This is a genomic window from Microbacterium memoriense, from assembly GCF_025398275.1.
Taxonomy (GTDB): Bacteria; Actinomycetota; Actinomycetes; order Actinomycetales; family Microbacteriaceae; genus Microbacterium; species Microbacterium memoriense.
Genome location: NZ_JAODOR010000001.1, coordinates 48541 through 65121, shown reverse-complemented (window position 1 = coordinate 65121; position 16581 = coordinate 48541). Strand labels below are relative to the sequence as shown.

At 66.4% G+C, this 16581-nt stretch carries 16 protein-coding genes; 3 read left to right on the top strand and 13 right to left on the bottom strand.

Features of this window, described 5'->3' with window-relative positions:
* Positions 1 to 33 precede the first annotated feature (33 nt).
* Positions 34 to 606, top strand: a complete 573-nt coding sequence (locus N4R40_RS00330) for an SAM-dependent methyltransferase (protein ID WP_261605373.1) — start codon at positions 34 to 36, stop codon at positions 604 to 606.
* Here the strand turns inward: N4R40_RS00330 and N4R40_RS00325 are convergent.
* The 10 genes from N4R40_RS00325 to pdxS all read right to left on the bottom strand — a co-directional run bounded on the left by N4R40_RS00325 (position 585) and on the right by pdxS (position 10922).
* Positions 585 to 2852 carry a RelA/SpoT family protein gene (locus N4R40_RS00325; RefSeq protein WP_261605372.1) on the bottom strand — a complete coding sequence of 756 codons (2268 nt, stop codon included), beginning with the start codon at positions 2850 to 2852 and terminating at the stop codon, positions 585 to 587. The genes N4R40_RS00330 and N4R40_RS00325 overlap by 22 nt on opposite strands.
* A gap of 59 nt (positions 2853 to 2911) precedes the next feature.
* On the bottom strand, positions 2912 to 3901 hold the full coding sequence (gene secF / locus N4R40_RS00320; protein ID WP_261605371.1) for a protein translocase subunit SecF: 990 nt from the start codon (positions 3899 to 3901) through the stop codon (positions 2912 to 2914).
* The gene (gene secD, locus N4R40_RS00315; RefSeq protein ID WP_261605370.1) at positions 3901 to 5616 is read right to left on the bottom strand and encodes a protein translocase subunit SecD; all 1716 of its coding nucleotides are present in this window, start codon (positions 5614 to 5616) and stop codon (positions 3901 to 3903) included. Before secD ends, secF begins: the two co-directional genes overlap by 1 nt.
* Before the next feature lie 49 nt (positions 5617 to 5665).
* On the bottom strand, positions 5666 to 6073 hold the full coding sequence (locus N4R40_RS00310; RefSeq protein ID WP_261605369.1) for a preprotein translocase subunit YajC: 408 nt from the start codon (positions 6071 to 6073) through the stop codon (positions 5666 to 5668).
* Between the two features lie 76 nt (positions 6074 to 6149).
* Positions 6150 to 7205, bottom strand: coding sequence for a Holliday junction branch migration DNA helicase RuvB (gene ruvB / locus N4R40_RS00305; RefSeq protein WP_261605368.1), 1056 nt, complete (start codon positions 7203 to 7205; stop codon positions 6150 to 6152).
* Positions 7198 to 7815 carry a Holliday junction branch migration protein RuvA gene (gene ruvA, locus N4R40_RS00300; protein ID WP_261605367.1) on the bottom strand — a complete coding sequence of 206 codons (618 nt, stop codon included), beginning with the start codon at positions 7813 to 7815 and terminating at the stop codon, positions 7198 to 7200. Before ruvA ends, ruvB begins: the two co-directional genes overlap by 8 nt.
* A 56-nt stretch (positions 7816 to 7871) precedes the next feature.
* The gene (gene ruvC, locus N4R40_RS00295; protein ID WP_261605366.1) at positions 7872 to 8438 is read right to left on the bottom strand and encodes a crossover junction endodeoxyribonuclease RuvC; all 567 of its coding nucleotides are present in this window, start codon (positions 8436 to 8438) and stop codon (positions 7872 to 7874) included.
* 49 nt (positions 8439 to 8487) lie between these two features.
* A complete protein-coding gene (locus tag N4R40_RS00290) occupies positions 8488 to 9252 on the bottom strand; it encodes a YebC/PmpR family DNA-binding transcriptional regulator (protein WP_261605365.1) in 765 nt (254 codons plus the stop codon).
* A gap of 46 nt (positions 9253 to 9298) precedes the next feature.
* The gene (pdxT, locus tag N4R40_RS00285; protein WP_261605364.1) at positions 9299 to 9886 is read right to left on the bottom strand and encodes a pyridoxal 5'-phosphate synthase glutaminase subunit PdxT; all 588 of its coding nucleotides are present in this window, start codon (positions 9884 to 9886) and stop codon (positions 9299 to 9301) included.
* Between the two features lie 145 nt (positions 9887 to 10031).
* Positions 10032 to 10922, bottom strand: a complete 891-nt coding sequence (gene pdxS / locus N4R40_RS00280; RefSeq protein WP_261605363.1) for a pyridoxal 5'-phosphate synthase lyase subunit PdxS — start codon at positions 10920 to 10922, stop codon at positions 10032 to 10034.
* A 91-nt stretch (positions 10923 to 11013) separates the two neighbouring features.
* On the opposite strand from pdxS, the gene N4R40_RS00275 reads away from it, so the two are divergent.
* Together N4R40_RS00275 and pdxY are read left to right on the top strand one after the other, a co-directional pair.
* Positions 11014 to 12363 carry an aminotransferase class I/II-fold pyridoxal phosphate-dependent enzyme gene (locus N4R40_RS00275; RefSeq protein WP_261605362.1) on the top strand — a complete coding sequence of 450 codons (1350 nt, stop codon included), beginning with the start codon at positions 11014 to 11016 and terminating at the stop codon, positions 12361 to 12363.
* 2 nt (positions 12364 to 12365) lie between these two features.
* Positions 12366 to 13217, top strand: a complete 852-nt coding sequence (pdxY, locus tag N4R40_RS00270; protein ID WP_261605494.1) for a pyridoxal kinase PdxY — start codon at positions 12366 to 12368, stop codon at positions 13215 to 13217.
* Here the strand turns inward: pdxY and N4R40_RS00265 are convergent.
* The 3 genes from N4R40_RS00265 to thrS form a co-directional block, all read right to left on the bottom strand.
* A complete protein-coding gene (locus tag N4R40_RS00265; RefSeq protein WP_261605361.1) occupies positions 13214 to 13783 on the bottom strand; it encodes a hypothetical protein in 570 nt (189 codons plus the stop codon). The genes pdxY and N4R40_RS00265 overlap by 4 nt on opposite strands.
* Positions 13784 to 13865: 82 nt before the next feature.
* The gene (locus N4R40_RS00260) at positions 13866 to 14429 is read right to left on the bottom strand and encodes an HIT family protein (RefSeq protein WP_261605360.1); all 564 of its coding nucleotides are present in this window, start codon (positions 14427 to 14429) and stop codon (positions 13866 to 13868) included.
* Between the two features lie 13 nt (positions 14430 to 14442).
* Positions 14443 to 16461 carry a threonine--tRNA ligase gene (thrS, locus tag N4R40_RS00255; protein WP_261605359.1) on the bottom strand — a complete coding sequence of 673 codons (2019 nt, stop codon included), beginning with the start codon at positions 16459 to 16461 and terminating at the stop codon, positions 14443 to 14445.
* Between the last annotated feature and the right edge of the window lie 120 nt (positions 16462 to 16581).

Here is a 16581-nt window from a genome sequence, read left to right as displayed (position 1 = left end):
GTCCGCGGCACGGGGGTGGGGCACACTGCCAGCATGAGCTGGCCGTTCCTGTACTTCTCCGACGAGGGATTGTCGCTCGCCGAGTTGACCGCCGCACGGCTGGACGGCGACCTCATCGACGTCGGCGAAGCGTTCATGCCGACGGATGCTGTCGAAACGAGCGCCCTGCGTGCGGCGTCACTGGGCCGACTGATCCCGCCGGCGGTGGCCCTGACACACGTGTCCGCCGCGTGGATACACGGTGCGATCTCTGCTCCCCCGTCGCGTCACACGGTGCAGCGGCTCTCCCGCGTGCGCACTCACGTGCGCGACCCGCGTCTCGTCTATCGTGATCGCGCCGTCCCGATCGACGATGTGACCGTGATCGGCGGGGTCTCCGTGACGACTCCTGCGCGCACTCTCGCCGATCTCGTCCGGGATCTCTGTCGGGGCGAAGTGAGATCGCGACCGGCCATCGAGGCCATGGCGCTGTGGAACCCGGATCTCGCCGGCGAGACCGCGCAGTGGCTCCAGCACGCACCGCCCCTGCACTTCAAGCGGCCGGCGCTCGTCTTCCTCCGGCTCCTGGCGGAACGCGAGCCCGCTCAGGAAGAAGTGACCCGGTAGACGTCATAGACCGCATCGATCCGGCGGACCGCGTTCAGCACACGGTCGAGGTGGACGATGTCCCCCATCTCGAACACGAAGCGGCTGATCGCGAGGCGATCGTTGGTGGTCGATACCGACGCCGACAGGATATTGACGTGGTGCTCGCTCAACACACGTGTCACATCGCTGAGCAAGCCCGAGCGATCCAACGCCTCGACCTGGATTTGCACGAGGAAGATGCTCTTCGTCGTCGGAGCCCAGGTGACCTCGATCAAACGCTCGGCGTCCGCCTTCAACGCCTTCACGTTCGTGCAGTCGCCGCGGTGCACGGAGACGCCGCTGCCGCGCGTGACGAATCCGACGATCTCGTCGCCGGGGACGGGCGTGCAGCATTTCGCGAGCTTGACGAGAATGTCCGGCGCGCCCCGGACGAGCACGCCGGAATCTCCCGAGCGCGGCGCTTTCGAGCGTCCCACATGCGGGATCTCGATGGCGCCGGTCGACGTGTCTTCGTGCGTTCCGACCTGTGCAGTGACTTTCTCGATGACGGACTGCGTCGAGACGTGTCCCTCACCGACGGCGGCGTACAGCGCCGTCACGTCCTCGTACTTCAGCTGGTGGGCGACCTCGGTGAACGAGTCTTGGCTCATCAACCGCTGGAGCGGGAGATTCTGTCGACGCATGGCCCGCGCGATCGCGTCCTTGCCTTGCTCGACGGCTTCTTCGCGCCGCTCCTTCGTGAACCAGCCGCGGATCTTGCTGCGCGCCCGCGTGCTGGAGACGAAGGCGAGCCAGTCCTGGCTCGGACCGGCATCCGGGTTCTTCGACGTGAAGACCTCGACGACGTCACCGCTGCTGAGCGCCGACTCCAACGGCACGAGTCGCCCGTTCACCTTCGCACCCATCGTGCGGTGGCCGACTTCGGTGTGCACGGCGTACGCGAAATCGACGGGTGTCGCGCCCGCGGGCAAGCCGATGACGCGTCCCTTCGGTGTGAAGACGTACACCTCTTTCGCACCGATCTCGAAGCGCAGCGAATCGAGGAATTCTCCCGGATCGGCTGTCTCAGCCTGCCAGTCCGAGATGTGCGCGAGCCAGGCCATGTCGGTGTCGAGCGATTTAGCCTCGGCCTTGCCGCCGTTCATCCGCTCTTTGTACTTCCAGTGCGCCGCTACACCGTACTCCGCCTGCTGATGCATCTCGTTCGTGCGGATCTGGATCTCGACCGTCCGCCCGCCCGGACCGATGACCGTCGTGTGGAGGGACTGATAGAGGTTGAACTTCGGTGTGGCGATGTAGTCCTTGAAGCGACCCGGCAGCGGCGTCCATCGCGCATGGATCGAGCCGAGCACGGCGTAACAGTCCCGCACCGTTCCGACCAGCACACGGACGCCGATGAGGTCGTAGATGTCGTCGAACTCACGACCCCGGACCACCATCTTCTGGTAGACGGAGTACAGCTGCTTCGGGCGTCCCATGATGCGTCCGCGGATGCGCAGGTCGCGAAGATCCTCTTCAACCGACGTGATCACGTTCTGCACGTACTGCTCGCGCTGCGGGGTGCGTTGCTTGACGAGGCTGTCGATCTCGGCGTAGAGCTTGGGATGCAGGACAGCGAACGAAAGGTCCTCGAGTTCGCTCTTGATCGCCTGGATGCCGAGGCGATTGGCCAGCGGCGCGTAGATCTCGAGGGTCTCGGTCGCCTTCTTGGCGGCTTTCTCGGGCGGCACGAAACCCCACGTGCGGGCATTGTGCAGGCGGTCCGCGAGCTTGATCAGCAGCACCCGGATGTCCTTGGACATCGCGACGATCATCTTGCGGACAGTTTCGGCCTGAGCCGCGTCTCCGTACTTGACCTTGTCGAGCTTCGTGACGCCGTCCACCAGCATGGACACTTCATCGCCGAAGTCGCTTGTGAGCTGGTCGAGGCTGTAGTCGGTGTCCTCCACCGTGTCGTGCAGCAGCGCCGCGGCGATCGCTCGTGGGCCGAGACCGAGGTCGGCCAGAATGTGCGCCACGGCGAGCGGATGAGTGATGTAGGGCTCACCGCTTTGCCGCTTCTGCGAGGCGTGCGCACGTGCGGCGACCTGATAGGCCCGTTCGATGACCGAGACATCGCCCTTGGGATGATGCGTGCGGACGGTCCGGATGAGCTGTTCGACGCCGTCCCGCGCGGGTGCACGGGAGAAGATCCGGGGCACCAGGCGACGCAGGGACGAGCTCTGCGGCGGGTTCTGGGCGGACGCCGGCGACGTTTCGGTCACCCGATCACCTCCGCCTCATGGAACCTTGTAATTCTATGCCCGCGCGGAAGCCCGGTCGTTCAGACCGTGGCCGTCGCGAGCTCCCGCGCCGCGATGATGCGGGCGTCGCGCGCCTTGAGCGCCGGCTCGTTCTCGCGCAGCAGCGAGTACAGCGGCGCGGCGACGAACAGCGTCGAGTAGGCCGCCACGATCGTGCCGACGAAGATCGACAGCGAGATGTCGGTGAGCGTTTGCGCACCGAGCCACAGTGCGCCGATGAAGAGGATTGCGCCGGTCGGAATCGCCGCGACTACCGTCGTGTTGATCGATCGGATCAACGTCTGGTTGACAGCGAGGTTGACCGATTCGGCGAATGTGCGTGGAGATCCTTCGCCGTCCTCGTGGGTGTTCTCACGGACCTTGTCGAACACGACCGTCGTGTCGTAAAGCGAATACGACAGGATCGTGAGGAATCCGATCACGGCAGCAGGCGAGATCTCGAACCCGAAGAGCGCGTACACGCCGACCGTGATCACGAGCACGTCGACGAGACCGATGATCGCGGCGACCGACATCTTCCAGGTGCGGAAGTACACCGCAAGGATCACGAAAGTCAGGGCGAGGAAGATCGCCAGACCCCACAGTGATTGGCGGGTGACGTCTTGTCCCCAGCTCGGACCGATGAAGGAGGAACTGACTTCGTCAGTCGTGACACCGAACTCTTCCGCGAGAGCAGCCGTGACGTCGCGGGTCTCGGCCTCCGTCATCTGATCCGTCTGCACGCGGACGGCGTCCGAGCCGATCGTGGTGACCTTCGTCGTGGTGCCGGGCACCACCGACTGCACCGCCGTCGTGGCGGCCGCCTGGTCGGGGCTGCTGACATTGTTGACGGTGAACTGGGATCCACCCGTGAACTCGATCGAGAACTGGATCGGACGAAACAGCGGGACCAGCGCCGCGCCGATGACCAGGATGGCGGCGATGATGAACCACAGGCGGCGGCGGCCGACGAACGGGAAAGAGGTCTTCCCGCTGTAAAGGTCGTTGCCGAGGTCATTCATGGAGCGCATCAGACGTCCCCCTCCGTCGTGGAGCGGCTCTTGGCCGCGCTCTCGGCTTGCTTGCGCTCGGCAATGGTCTGGCGACGTTCCGCTTCGCCGCGCGATCGACCAGCACGGCGGGCCGCGGCGCCCTTCGTGGCGGTCGCCTCGACCGGGGTGCGGAACTGCGCGCGCCCCCGGTAGACGGCTCCGAGCGCTTCGGGGTCGAGGCCCGACAGCGGATGTCCGCCACCGAAGAATTTCGTCCGGGCGAGCAGTTGCAGCACCGGGTGGGTGAACAGGATGAAGATCAGGATGTCGATGACGGTGGTGAGACCGAGCGTGAACGCGAAGCCCTTCACCGTGGCATCGGCGAGGATGTAGAGCACGACGGCGGCGAGGATGTTGATCGACTTCGAGATATAGATCGTCCGCTTCGCGCGGCCCCAGCCGTCTTCCACGGCGCCGGTGATCGACTTGCCGTCACGCAGCTCATCGCGGATACGTTCGAAATAGACGATGAACGAGTCTGCCGTGAAGCCGATGGTGACGATCAAGCCGGCGACACCGGCGAGCGACAGTCGGAAGCCCATGCGCCACGCCAGGATGCAGAGCGTGATGTAGGTCAACACGCCCATCACGAGCAGCGACGCGATGATCACGAAGCCGAGCGCGCGGTAGACGATCAGGGAATACAGTGCGACGAGTGCCAGGCCGATGAGGCCCGCGATGAGGCCGATCTGCAGCTGCTGCGATCCCAGCGTCGCCGAGATCGCGTTCGTGCTCTGGACCTCGAAGCTGAGCGGCAGAGCTCCGTACTTCAGCTGGTCAGCAAGGACCTTGGCGGTCTCCTGCGTGAAGCTTCCGGTGATCTGCGGCTTGCCGTCGAGGATCACGCCGTTCATCGACGGGGCCGAGATCACTTCGCCGTCGAGGACGAAGGCGAACTGGTTCTGCGGCGACGTCAGCAGGAAGAGACGCTGGCTGATCTCACCGAAGGTCTCGGTGCCGTTGCTGTCGAAGACGAGGTTGACCGCCCACTGGTTGGTCTGCGTGTTCAGGCCGAAGGTGGCATCCGAAATCGATGAGCCGTCGAGCTCGACGGGACCGAGGAGATACTTGGCAGCGTTCCCCTCACACGTGATCAAGGGCTGATCAGCCGGAGCATTGGCGGGGTCATTGGCCGGGTCGGCGCAGTCGTAGGCGAGGAACTCGGCCTGCAACGCCGGAGTGATCCAGTTGATGTCGCTGCCGTCCGTCGGCGCGGCGGTGGGCGTCGCCTCGAGCGCCGGGTCGGGCGTCGGATACGGCGTCGGATTACCGTCCTCGCCGATGAACTGGTTGCTCGCGGCTCCTGTGTAGAGCACCGCGCGTAGTTGCATCTGCGCGGACGACGCAATGCGATCGCGCGTCTCGTCGTCGGCCGGGCCCGGGATCTGGACCACGATCTGGTTGCCGGACTGCGTCGTGATGTCCGTCTCACCGACACCGGATGCGTCGACACGCTGCCGGATGATCGACGCTGCCTGATCCATCTGCTCGGGTGTGGGCGCGGAGCCGTCCGGCGTCTTCGCCTGCAGGATGATCTGCGTCCCGCCCTGCAGATCAAGAGCGAGCTCGGGAGTCCACGAGCTCTTCCCGAAGGCGTACACGCCGAGAGCATTCACGCCGAACAGGACGGCGGTGACGATCAGGAGGCCGGTCAGTGCACGCCAGGCATGGCGAACAGGGGTGGGTGTGGCCACGAAGGGTCAGCTTTCTGAGAGAAATCCGCGAACGCGGACGATGCGTGTGTCAGGCCTGGGGCTTGTCGTCGCCGTCGGCGACGGGACGGCTTTCAACCGGGGTGATGATTCCTTCGGCGACATCGGCCTCGTACTCGGCCTGAGCTTCCTCAGCTTCGTCGAACTCTTCCTCGGAGATCTCCTCGACCTCGGGCTCGACCACGCGCAGGATCGCCTGGCTGTGCACCTCGACGATCGCGCCGGGAGCGAGTTCGACCTCGGCCGACTTCGACAGATCCTCAGGGTCGTAGGCGACGAGCGTGCCGTACAGGCCACCCTGAAGGAGCACCTTCACGCCGGGCACCATCTGTCGGGCCTTGGTCTCCTGCTCCGTCTTGAGGCGTGCTGCGCGCCGGCGCGAGCTCCAGAACATGAAGCCGAGCAGAGCCGCCATGGCGACGAGCAGAATCCAATCCATGCGGATGACACCTTTCGGGGAGTGCGCTCGATGGGGGTGACGGTGAGCGCGAGAATGGCCGTGAAGCCTTCAGCGATTATAGGTCATCGATTCGGAGGGCCCCGCCCGGCTCCGGCACGCGCAGATGGGCGTAGGCCTCCGCCGTCGCGATACGACCCCGCGGCGTGCGCCCCAAGAATCCGATTCGCACGAGGTACGGCTCCACGACCGATTCGATCGTCTCGGATTCTTCACCGACCGTCACAGCCAGCGTGTTGAGCCCCACCGGTCCCCCACGGAACCGTCGGACGACGGCATCCAGAACAGCACGATCGAGGCGGTCGAGCCCGATCGCATCGACGTCGTACAGGTCGAGCGCCGCATGCACGTCGCTCTCTGTCGCTTGACCCCCACGCCCAGGTCCCGCCCCTCCGTGCACGATGACGTAGTCGCGGACACGACGCAGCAGCCGGTTCGCGATGCGGGGGGTACCGCGCGACCGACGGGCGATCTCGGCACGCGCGACCGGAGGCAACCCGATGCCGAGGACCACAGCGGAGCGAGCGATGACCTCTTCCAACTCGCTCGGATCGTAGTACTCCAGGTGTGCGGTGAAGCCGAAGCGGTCGCGGAGCGGATTGGGCAGCATCCCCGACCGTGTCGTCGCGCCCACGAGCGTGAACGGGGCGAGGTCCAGGGGAATACTGGTCGCCCCCGCACCCTTGCCCACCATGATGTCGATGCGGAAGTCCTCCATCGCGAGATACAACATCTCTTCGGCGGAGCGGGCCATGCGGTGGATTTCGTCGATGAAGAGCACTTCGCCCGGGACCAGGCTCGAGAGCAGGGCGGCGAGGTCCCCGGCGTGTTGGATCGCCGGACCACTGGACAGACGCAGCGGCCGTTCGCTCTCGTGGGCGACGATCATCGCCAGGGTCGTCTTGCCGAGACCCGGTGGGCCGGAAAGAAGGATGTGGTCCGCGGGACGCTGCTGGATGCGCGCCGCGTCGAGCAGCAGCTGAAGCTGTCCGCGCACCTTGTGCTGTCCGACGAACTCCGCCAGCGACGCCGGACGGAGCGCACCTTCGACCGCGAGTTCGACCTCGTCTTGCGGGAGGGCGGGGTCGAAAGACTCGGGGAGCGGTTCAGACACCCGTGCGCTCCGTTCGAGCGGGACCGAGTTGAGCGAGAGCCGACCTCAGCAATGCCGGCACCGAGCCTTGTTCTGCCGGCGTCGCAGCTGCCACGACATCGGCCGCGATCTGCACACTCGTCCGTTCGTTCCAGCCGAGCGCGACGAGCGCCGCAGCGACCTGAGCAGTCGTCGACGGCGACGCGGTGGCACCGGCCGCGGGAGCGATCACGGTCGTGAGCTTGCCCGCCAACTGGACGACGATGAGCTTCGCTGTCTTCGGTCCGATCCCCGACACGCGGCGGAACGGTGCGTCGTCCTCTGCGTTCACGGCATCGGCGATCTGCGGCACCGAGAGCGCAGCCAGCACGCCGAGGGCCGACTTCGGGCCGACGCCCGAGACGCTGAGCAGCTGCGTGAAGACCGTGAGCTCCTCCCGCTCCCGGAATCCGAACAGCGACAGCGCGTCTTCGCGGACGATGAGCGTCGTGTGCAGAACGATCTCATCGCCGAGATGGAACTCGCGCACGACCTCCGGGGTCACGGCGACAGAAAAGCCGACGCCGCCGACCTCGACGATGAGGAGGTCGGTGTCCAGATGCAGGACCCGGCCGCGGAGGGAAGAGATCATGAAGCGAGCCTAGAGAGTGGTTCGCAGTTTTGTTCGAGCGACACGCAGCCGGCTTCTCACCGGCGCGCGGCGCGTTCCGCGTCCGCCCACGCGCGTTGGGCTGGGGTGAGGCCGCTGTCGCCGGTCGCGGCGATCGCCGGACCTCGTCGCCACGCGTGACAGAGGGCGAGAGCGAGCGCGTCGGCAGCGTCGGCGGGCTGCGGAAGAGCATCGAGCCGCAACACCCGGGCGACCATCGTCTGCACCTGGAGCTTGTCAGCGGCACCGTATCCCGTGACAGCAGCTTTGACTTCCGAGGGCGTATGGGTCGCGGCCGGCAGTCCGTGCTCCGCCGCGAGGAGCAGGGCGATTCCACTGGCCTGCGCCGTTCCCATGACGGTGCTCCGATTGTTCTGGGCGAACACACGCTCGACCGCCACGACGTGCGGTTGGTGTTGAAGGAGAACAGCCCGGATGCCTGCGGCGATGGTGGCCAGTCGTTGCTCGATCGGCGCCCCGGCATCCGACCGGACGACTCCGACGTGCACGAGGGTGGCAAAGCGGTCGCGGGCGACGTCGACCACACCGACACCGCACCGGGTCAGGCCGGGGTCGATCCCGAGAACGCGAAGAGCGGATGCCACTCCCCCACGCTACGCGCGGAAGAGGCGGCATCCGCCCGCGAAACGCTGCTTACTCGTCGGTGTCGTTCTCGAGTTCGGCCTGCACCTCGACGCTGAGGTCGAAATTGCTGAAGACATTCTGCACGTCCTCGCTGTCTTCGAGCGCATCGATCAGGCGGAAGACCTTGCGTGCGGTGTCGGCGTCGATCTCGACCTTGAGGTTCGGGACGAACTCGACGTCGGCCGATTCGTACTCGATCCCGGCTTCCTGCAGGGCAGTGCGCACGGTGACGAGGTCGGTCGCCTCGGTGATCACGCCGAAGCCCTCGCCATGCGGCTCGACCTCTTCGGCACCGGCATCCAGCACGGCGAGCATGACGTCGTCTTCGGTCGTGTCCTCAGCGGAGACGACGATGACCCCCTTGCGGGTGAAGTTGTACGCCACCGAACCGGGGTCGGCGAGAGTGCCGCCGTTGCGGCTGAGCGCCGTCCGGACCTCGGCGGCCGCACGATTCTTGTTGTCGGTCAGACACTCGATCATGAGGGCGACCCCGTTGGGGCCATAGCCCTCGTACATGATCGAGGTGTATTCGACCGCTTCGCCGCCGATGCCGGCACCGCGCTTGACCGCGCGATCGATGTTGTCCTTGGGGACCGACATCTTCTTCGCCTTCAGAACGGCGTCGAACAACGTCGGGTTGCCCGCCATGTCAGCTCCGCCGAGCTTCGCGGCGACTTCGATGTTCTTGATGAGCTTGGCCCACGACTTCGCACGGCGCGAGTCGATGATCGCCTTCTTGTGCTTGGTGGTGGCCCATTTGGAGTGTCCGGACATGACGACAAGTGTATTCCGATGCGGTCCGGGCTCGGTGATGCCGTCCTCAGGCGCTGCGGACGGCGTTCAGGAACAACTCGTGGAAGCGGGTCTCGCCCGACACCTCCGGATGGAACGCGGTGCCCACCAGCGGGCCTTGGCGCACGGCGACGATCCGTCCGTCGTCCAGGGCCGCGAGCGTCTCCACGTCGGCTCCGGTCTCGATCACCAATGGAGCGCGGATGAACACGGCGCGCACCGATGGGTCGCCCAGAACGGGAACGGCCAGGTCGGTCTCGAACGAATCGGCCTGACTCCCGAACGCGTTTCGTCGCACGGTGATATCCAACCCACCGAATGTCTCTTGTCCGACGATCCCGTCGGCGACACGATCCGCGAGCAGGATGAGCCCCGCACACGTGCCGTACATCGGCATGCCGGCCGCGATCGCCGCCCGGATCGGTTGCTGCATCCCGAACGCACGCGAGAGCTTGTCGACCACGCTCGACTCCCCGCCGGGCAGCACGAGCCCCTGGACCTCAGCGAGCTCGTCGGGCCGGCGTACCCGCACGACCTCGGCACCGAGCGCGGTGAGCACGCGCGCGTGCTCCCGCACGTCGCCCTGCAACGCGAGGACCCCGACCTTCACCGGCATCCCCTCCCTCCCCCATCCCACCCTCGCCGTGTCCCACTTTCGGCAGCGCATGTCCCACTCCGCGTAGCCCATGTCCCACGTGCGGTCGGATTCGGCACGTCCGGACGACCAGAAGTGGGACATGGATGCTGCGCGCGAAGAGTCGTCACCATCCGCGCTCGGCGAGGCGATGCGGCGCGGGAAGGTCGCTCACGTTGATGCCGACCATCGCTTCACCGAGCCCGCGCGAGACCTCCGCCACGACCTTCGGGTCGTCGAAGAACGTCGTGGCCTTGACGATCGCGGCCGCGCGTTCGGCCGGGTTGCCGCTCTTGAAGATTCCGGAGCCGACGAAAACGCCGTCTGCGCCCAGTTGCATCATCATCGCGGCATCGGCCGGAGTCGCGACCCCTCCGGCGACGAACAGGACGACGGGGAGGGTGCCGGTCTCGGCGATCTCCGCGACGAGGTCGTACGGCGCCTGCAAGTCCTTCGCGGCGACGTAGAGTTCGTCCTTCGAGAGGGCCGCGAGACCGGCGATCTCACCGCGGATCTTGCGGATGTGCTTCATCGCCTCGGAGATGTCGCCGGTACCGGCTTCACCCTTGGAACGGATCATTGCGGCGCCCTCCGTGATGCGGCGCAGGGCCTCGCCGAGGTTCGTCGCCCCGCAGACGAAGGGCACCGTGTACCCCCACTTGTCGATGTGGTTGACGTAGTCGGCCGGTGAGAGCACTTCGGACTCGTCGATGTAGTCGACGCCGAGCTCCTGCAGAATCTGAGCTTCGACGAAGTGTCCGATACGGGCTTTGGCCATGACGGGGATCGAGACGGCGTCGATGATCGAGTCGATCATGTCGGGGTCGCTCATCCGCGACACGCCACCCTGTGCGCGGATGTCGGCGGGCACGCGCTCGAGCGCCATGACGGCGACGGCTCCGGCGTCTTCGGCGATCTTGGCTTGATCGGCAGTGACGACGTCCATGATGACGCCGCCCTTGAGCATTTCGGCGAGGCCGCGCTTGACGCGGGATGATCCGGTGGCGGGAGTGGACATGACAGCTCCTTCGGGCGCGCGGCGCCGAGCATCGGGTGATTGGCTTAGGCCAAAAACTAGCACGTACCAAGCCCATAGGATGGACAGCGACATGAGTCCGGACGATCCCATCGACGACGGCATCCGGGGCGGCTCCGCCCTCGAGATCGCCGACAGTCTTCGTGCGCTCATCGAGCGGGGCGGGATCGAGGTCGGCGCGGCGCTGCCCCCGGTGCGCGCGCTGGCAGATCGGCTCGCCGTCAACCGCAACACCGTGATGGCGGCGTACCGACAGCTCGCGCAGGCCGGGCTCGTCGTCAGCAGAGGTCGCGGCGGAACACTCGTCGCAGGCCCCGAGCGCGTCGCGCAAGAGGGCTACGCGACAGACAGCATTCTGCGCGATATCGGGACGGGAAATCCGGATGCCACCCTCATCCCACCCCTGCACCCCGTACTGCCGGAACTCGGCCGCCGGACCGTGCTCTACGGGGAGCCGGTGATCGACCGCGACCTCGAAGCATGGGCGACCGAGTGGATGCGTGCGGACCTCGCGGCCGGCGTGCCCTTCCGCCTCACGGTCACCAGCGGCGCCTCCGACGCGATCGAACGACTGTTGGCCCAGACGCTGACGCGCGATGATGCGGTCGCGTTGGAGGATCCCTGCTTCCTCTCGAGCATGAATACCGTGCGGCTCGGCGGGTATCGCGCCGTCCCCGTGCCGGTCGACGGTGAAGGGATGACGGTCGCCGGTCTCGAAGCGGCGCTCGCCGCCGGGGTGCGCGCCGTCGTCTGCACCCCACGTGCGCAGAATCCCACCGGCGCGAGCCTGAGCGCGACGCGCGCCGCCGCCCTCCGCGCCGTGCTCGCCGATCATCCGTATGTGCTCGTGATCGAAGACGACCACTTCTCCCTCCTCTCCTCACGGCCGTTCCACTCGATGATCGGTCCCACGCACCGGCGTTACGCGCTCGTCCGGTCGGTATCGAAGTTCCTCGGACCCGACATGTGTCTCGCCGTCACCGCATCCGATCCCGACACCGCCGAGCGGTTGGCGATGCGACTGAGCCCGGGCACGATCTGGGTCAGTCACCTGCTCCAGCGCTTGACGCACGCGTTGGTGACCGACGATGCGACGCGCACCGGCATCCAGACCGCCGCCGCACATTACGCCGCGCGCAACGCCGCCTTCGCGGAACGTCTCGTGGACCACGGAATCGACGCCGCCCCCGGAGACGGCCTCAATCTGTGGGTGCGCGTGGCGGCTCCCGCGCGCGCGGTCGCCGAACAGCTCATGCGCCGCGGGTGGCTGGCGCGACCGGGCGACGAATTCGTGCTCTCCGACGACGCGGCCGCGTTCCACCTGCGGTTGACCGTCCACGACCTCTCCGATGCCGACGCCGCCCGGCTGGCATCAGACCTCTCCACCGCCGTTCAGGCGGCCGCATCCAAGAAAGCGGGATGATCGTGAAGATCCTGTCCATCCAGTCCGCCGTCGCGTACGGCCACGTCGGCAACTCCGCCGCTGTCTTCCCCCTGCAGCGCATCGGCGTCGAGGTCCTCCCCGTCTACACGGTGAACTTCTCGAACCACACCGGCTACGGGGCGTGGCGCGGTCCACTCATCTCGCCCGATGACGTCCGCGACGTCATCACCGGCATCGAGGATCGTGGTGTGTTCGGTGACATCGACGTCGTTCTTTCCGGTTACCAAGGCGGCGAAGGGATCGCCGAGGTCATCCTCGACGCCGTGCACCGTGTCAAGTCGGCGAACCCTGCGGCCGTCTACGCGTGCGACCCCGTGATGGGCAACGCGAAGAGCGGATGCTTCGTCGCGCCCGCCATCCCGATCCTCCTGCGCGAGCGGGTCGTGCCGGCGGCGGACATCATCACGCCGAACCAGTTCGAGCTCGGCTTCCTCACCGGCACCGAGCCGACCGATCTCGCATCGACGTTGGCGTCGGCGGACGCGGCCCGGGCACTCGGCCCGGCGACCGTGCTCGTGACCTCGGTGGAGCGACCCGACCGCCCCGAGGGCACGATCGAGATGCTGGCCGTGACGGACGAGGGTGCGTGGATCGTGCAGACGCCGCATATCCCGATGAAGGCCAACGGTTCCGGCGATGTCACGGCGGCACTGTTCACAGCGCACTACAGGGCCAGCGGCGACGCGGCCGGCGCCCTCGCCCGCACCGTCTCGAGCGTTTTCGACCTCCTGCAGAACACGTACGACGCCGGCGCGCGGGAGCTCCTCCTCGTCGAGTCGCAGGAGTCCTACGCGCACCCGCGGATGCAGTTCGCCGTCACGCAGGTCCGTTAGCCGAAGACCTCGGTGTACGCGGCCTCCCACTGCGGGGAGTCCGCGGGGCACAAAAAGCTGGTGCCGAAAACCATGACGGAGGCGAGATTGCCCGTCGCCGCCGTGCGCTGGTCTTCCGGGACACCGTCGAGCAGGGTCGCCACGAGCGGCGAGGTCTGCAGGTGGGTCGTGAACGTGGTCGTCTCGAGCGCATGTCCGTTCAGAATCGATGTCTCGCACGCGTCGGCGGTCAGCGCGAGGTAGACGGTTTCGTACTCGGGCGACCACACCGCCCCCTGCGATTCGATGTAGGCGCGTTGCTCAGCGATGAAATCCTTCTGCGCGGGGGTCACCGCACTCAGGGACGTGCTCCCGGAGGCGAACTGCTGGTCGCGGAAGAACTGCTCGCGCTCGGCGAACGCATCCTCCAGATCGGGATCGCCGATCGCGCCGGTCGGTGTCGCCGTGGGCGACGCTGAGGATGCCGCCGTCTCCGTCGGCGACGCCGTTCCTGCGCCGGTGCACCCGGTCAGCGCTGCAAAGGCGACCAGCGTTGCAGCGAGGGTGAGCGATGTGCGACGGGTCATGCGGCATCCTTTCCCGGAATACCTCAACCTAATGACGACCTGCGTCTGCCCGGGAGGGTTGTCCACACCCGGCGCGGGTTCCTCAGCCCCGCGGCCAGGCGGAGGCTACGGCTTCGCGTACGTCGCCGAGGAGCTGGGGCAACGCCTTGGTGCGAGCGATGATCGGGAAGAAGTTCGCGTCGGTGGCCCAGCGCGGCACGATGTGCTGGTGGAGGTGCTCGTCGACGCCAGCCCCGGCCACGGCGCCTTGATTCATGCCGATGTTGAAACCGTCGCACCGCGAGACTTCACGCAGCACCCGCATCGCGGTCTGCGTCAGCTCCGCGATCTCGCCGACTTCCCCAGGTGTCGCCTGATCGTAGGTCGCCACATGCCGATACGGGCATACGAGCAGGTGGCCGGAATTGTAGGGAAAGAGGTTCAGCAGAACGTAAGCCGTGCGCCCACGGTGGACGATGAGCCCGTCCGGGTCGGAGAGCTCGGGCGCGACACAGAAGGGGCACCCGCTCCCCCGGTTCACATCGGCGCCCGCCGTGATGTAGGCCATCCGGTGCGGCGTCCACAACCGCTGAAAACCGTCGGGGACGCCGGCGAAGGTGCTGGCGTCGATGAGCGCCGATTCGGGGTTCTCGCCGCGCTCGCTCACCGATCGGCGCCCGTCACGCGAGGTCCGCCGCCGTGTTGACGAGCGTCCGATCGGCGATCGCCGCGGCGATCTTCGCGACCGCCTCATCCACGGTGATGCCGTTGGTCTGCGATCCGTCGCGGAAACGGAACGACACGGTACCCGCCGAGCGGTCCTGCTCGCCGGCGATGAGCTGCAACGGCACCTTCTGCGTCGTGTGCGTGCGGATCTTCTTCTGCATGCGGTCATCGGAGTGGTCGACCTCGGCGCGGACACCCGTCGCGCGCAGCCGCTCGACGATCTCATCCAGATAGTCGCCGAACTGCTCCGCGACGGGAATCGCGACAACCTGAACCGGTGCCAGCCACACCGGGAACGCTCCCGCATAGTGCTCGAGCAAGATCGCGAAGAATCGCTCGATCGAGCCGAACAGTGCGCGGTGGATCATGATCGGACGGTGCTTCTCGCCATCCGGACCGGTGTACTCCAGGTCGAATCGTTCGGGCAGGTTGACGTCGACCTGCACGGTCGACAATTGCCAGGTGCGACCGATCGCATCGCGGGTCTTCAGATCGATCTTGGGTCCGTAGAACGCGGCTTCACCGGCGACTTCGGTGACTTTCAGTCCACTCGCGATCGCGACCTGGCGCAGGGCATTGGTCGAGTAGTCCCAGAACTCATCCGATCCGATCCACTTCGACTTCTCGTCATCACGCATCGACAGTTCGAGTTCGAAGTCCTCCAGACCGAAGTCGCGGAGCATCGAGATCACGAACTCCAACACCCGTGCCGTCTCGGTCTCGAGCTGGTCGGGAGTGACGAAGAGGTGCGAGTCGTCCTGGGTGAATCCCCGCACGCGGGTCAGCCCGTGGAGAGCGCCGGAAAGTTCGTTGCGATACACGGTGCCGTTCTCGGCGAGCCGCATCGGCAGATCGCGATAGCTACGCGCCCGCTCCTTGTAGATGAGGATGTGCATCGGGCAGTTCATGGGCTTCAGGTAGTAGTCCTGGCCCTTTTTGGTGATGTTCCCCTCGGCATCGCGCTCTTCGTCCATCACGATCGGCGGGAACATGCCCTCGCGATAGGTGACGAGGTGGTTCGAGGTGAGGAAGAGATCTTCCTTGGAGATGTGGGGTGTGTACACGTACGTGTAGCCGCCCTCGACGTGGCGACGGCGTGCGTGCTGCTCCATCTCGCCGCGGATGACACCGCCCTTGGGGTGCCACACCGACAGGCCTGAGCCGATCTCCTCGGGGAAAGAGAAGAGGTCGAGTTCTTTGCCGAGCTTGCGGTGATCGCGCTTCGCCGCTTCTTCGAGCCGCTGCTGGTACGCGCGCAGTTCGTCTTTGCTGGGCCACGCGGTGCCGTAGATCCGCTGGAGCTGAGGGTTCTTCTCGCTCCCGCGCCAATACGCACCCGCGATGCGGGTGAGGTCCCAGCCGTTGCCGACGATGCGGGTGCCGGGTACGTGCGGACCGCGGCAGAGGTCTTTCCAGACCGTCTCGCCGTCGCGGTCGACGTTGTCGTAAATGGTGAGGTCGCCGGCACCGATTTCGGCCGACGCGCCTTCGGCCGCGTTCGCGCCCGATCCGGGTCCACCGGCCAGATCGATCAGCTCGAGCTTGAACGGCTCGTCCGCCATCTCGGACCGCGCCTCGTCCTCGGAGACGACTCTGCGCACGAAGCGCTGGTTCTCTCGGACGATCCGCTCCATTTCCTTCTTGATCGCCTTGAGGTCCTCCGGCGTGAACGGCTCGTCCACCGCGAAGTCGTAGTAGAAACCGTCGGTGATCGGCGGACCGATGCCGAGGTTCGCCTGCGGCTTGATGCGCTGCACTGCCTGGGCGAGGATGTGCGCCGTCGAGTGCCGCAGGATCGACAGTCCATCCGGGCTGTCGGCCGTGACGGGCTCGACGGTGTCGGCGGCCTCGACGGTGACCGCGAGGTCTTTCAGCTCGCCGTTGACGCGGAGCGCGATGACGGAGCGGTCGGGAAAGAGGGCGAATCCGTCGGCCGGGAAGGACACGTCCGAGGAGGGTGAGGCGACAGTCACGGGAAGGTCTCCAGAAGGTGGCTCGAAACCCCGAGTCTATCGCCGTGGCGCGTGACCCGAGATGCAGGGGCCATGATGGATGCCGTGATCCTCGCGCTGCCGGCGAGCGAAGCCCTCGCG

Bases quoted from the DNA above. Each gene is read 5' to 3' on its own strand.
- N4R40_RS00330 (WP_261605373.1), top strand. From the start codon at position 34: ATGAGCTGGCCGTTCCTGTACTTCTCCGACGAGGGATTGTCGCTCGCC.
- secF (WP_261605371.1), bottom strand. From the start codon at position 3,901: ATGCGCTCCATGAATGACCTCGGCAACGACCTTTACAGCGGGAAGACC.
- N4R40_RS00310 (WP_261605369.1), bottom strand. From the start codon at position 6,073: ATGGATTGGATTCTGCTCGTCGCCATGGCGGCTCTGCTCGGCTTCATG.
- ruvA (WP_261605367.1), bottom strand. From the start codon at position 7,815: ATGATCTCTTCCCTCCGCGGCCGGGTCCTGCATCTGGACACCGACCTC.
- N4R40_RS00290 (WP_261605365.1), bottom strand. From the start codon at position 9,252: ATGTCCGGACACTCCAAATGGGCCACCACCAAGCACAAGAAGGCGATC.
- pdxT (WP_261605364.1), bottom strand. From the start codon at position 9,886: ATGCCGGTGAAGGTCGGGGTCCTCGCGTTGCAGGGCGACGTGCGGGAG.
- pdxS (WP_261605363.1), bottom strand. From the start codon at position 10,922: ATGTCCACTCCCGCCACCGGATCATCCCGCGTCAAGCGCGGCCTCGCC.
- N4R40_RS00275 (WP_261605362.1), top strand. From the start codon at position 11,014: ATGAGTCCGGACGATCCCATCGACGACGGCATCCGGGGCGGCTCCGCC.
- N4R40_RS00265 (WP_261605361.1), bottom strand. From the start codon at position 13,783: ATGACCCGTCGCACATCGCTCACCCTCGCTGCAACGCTGGTCGCCTTT.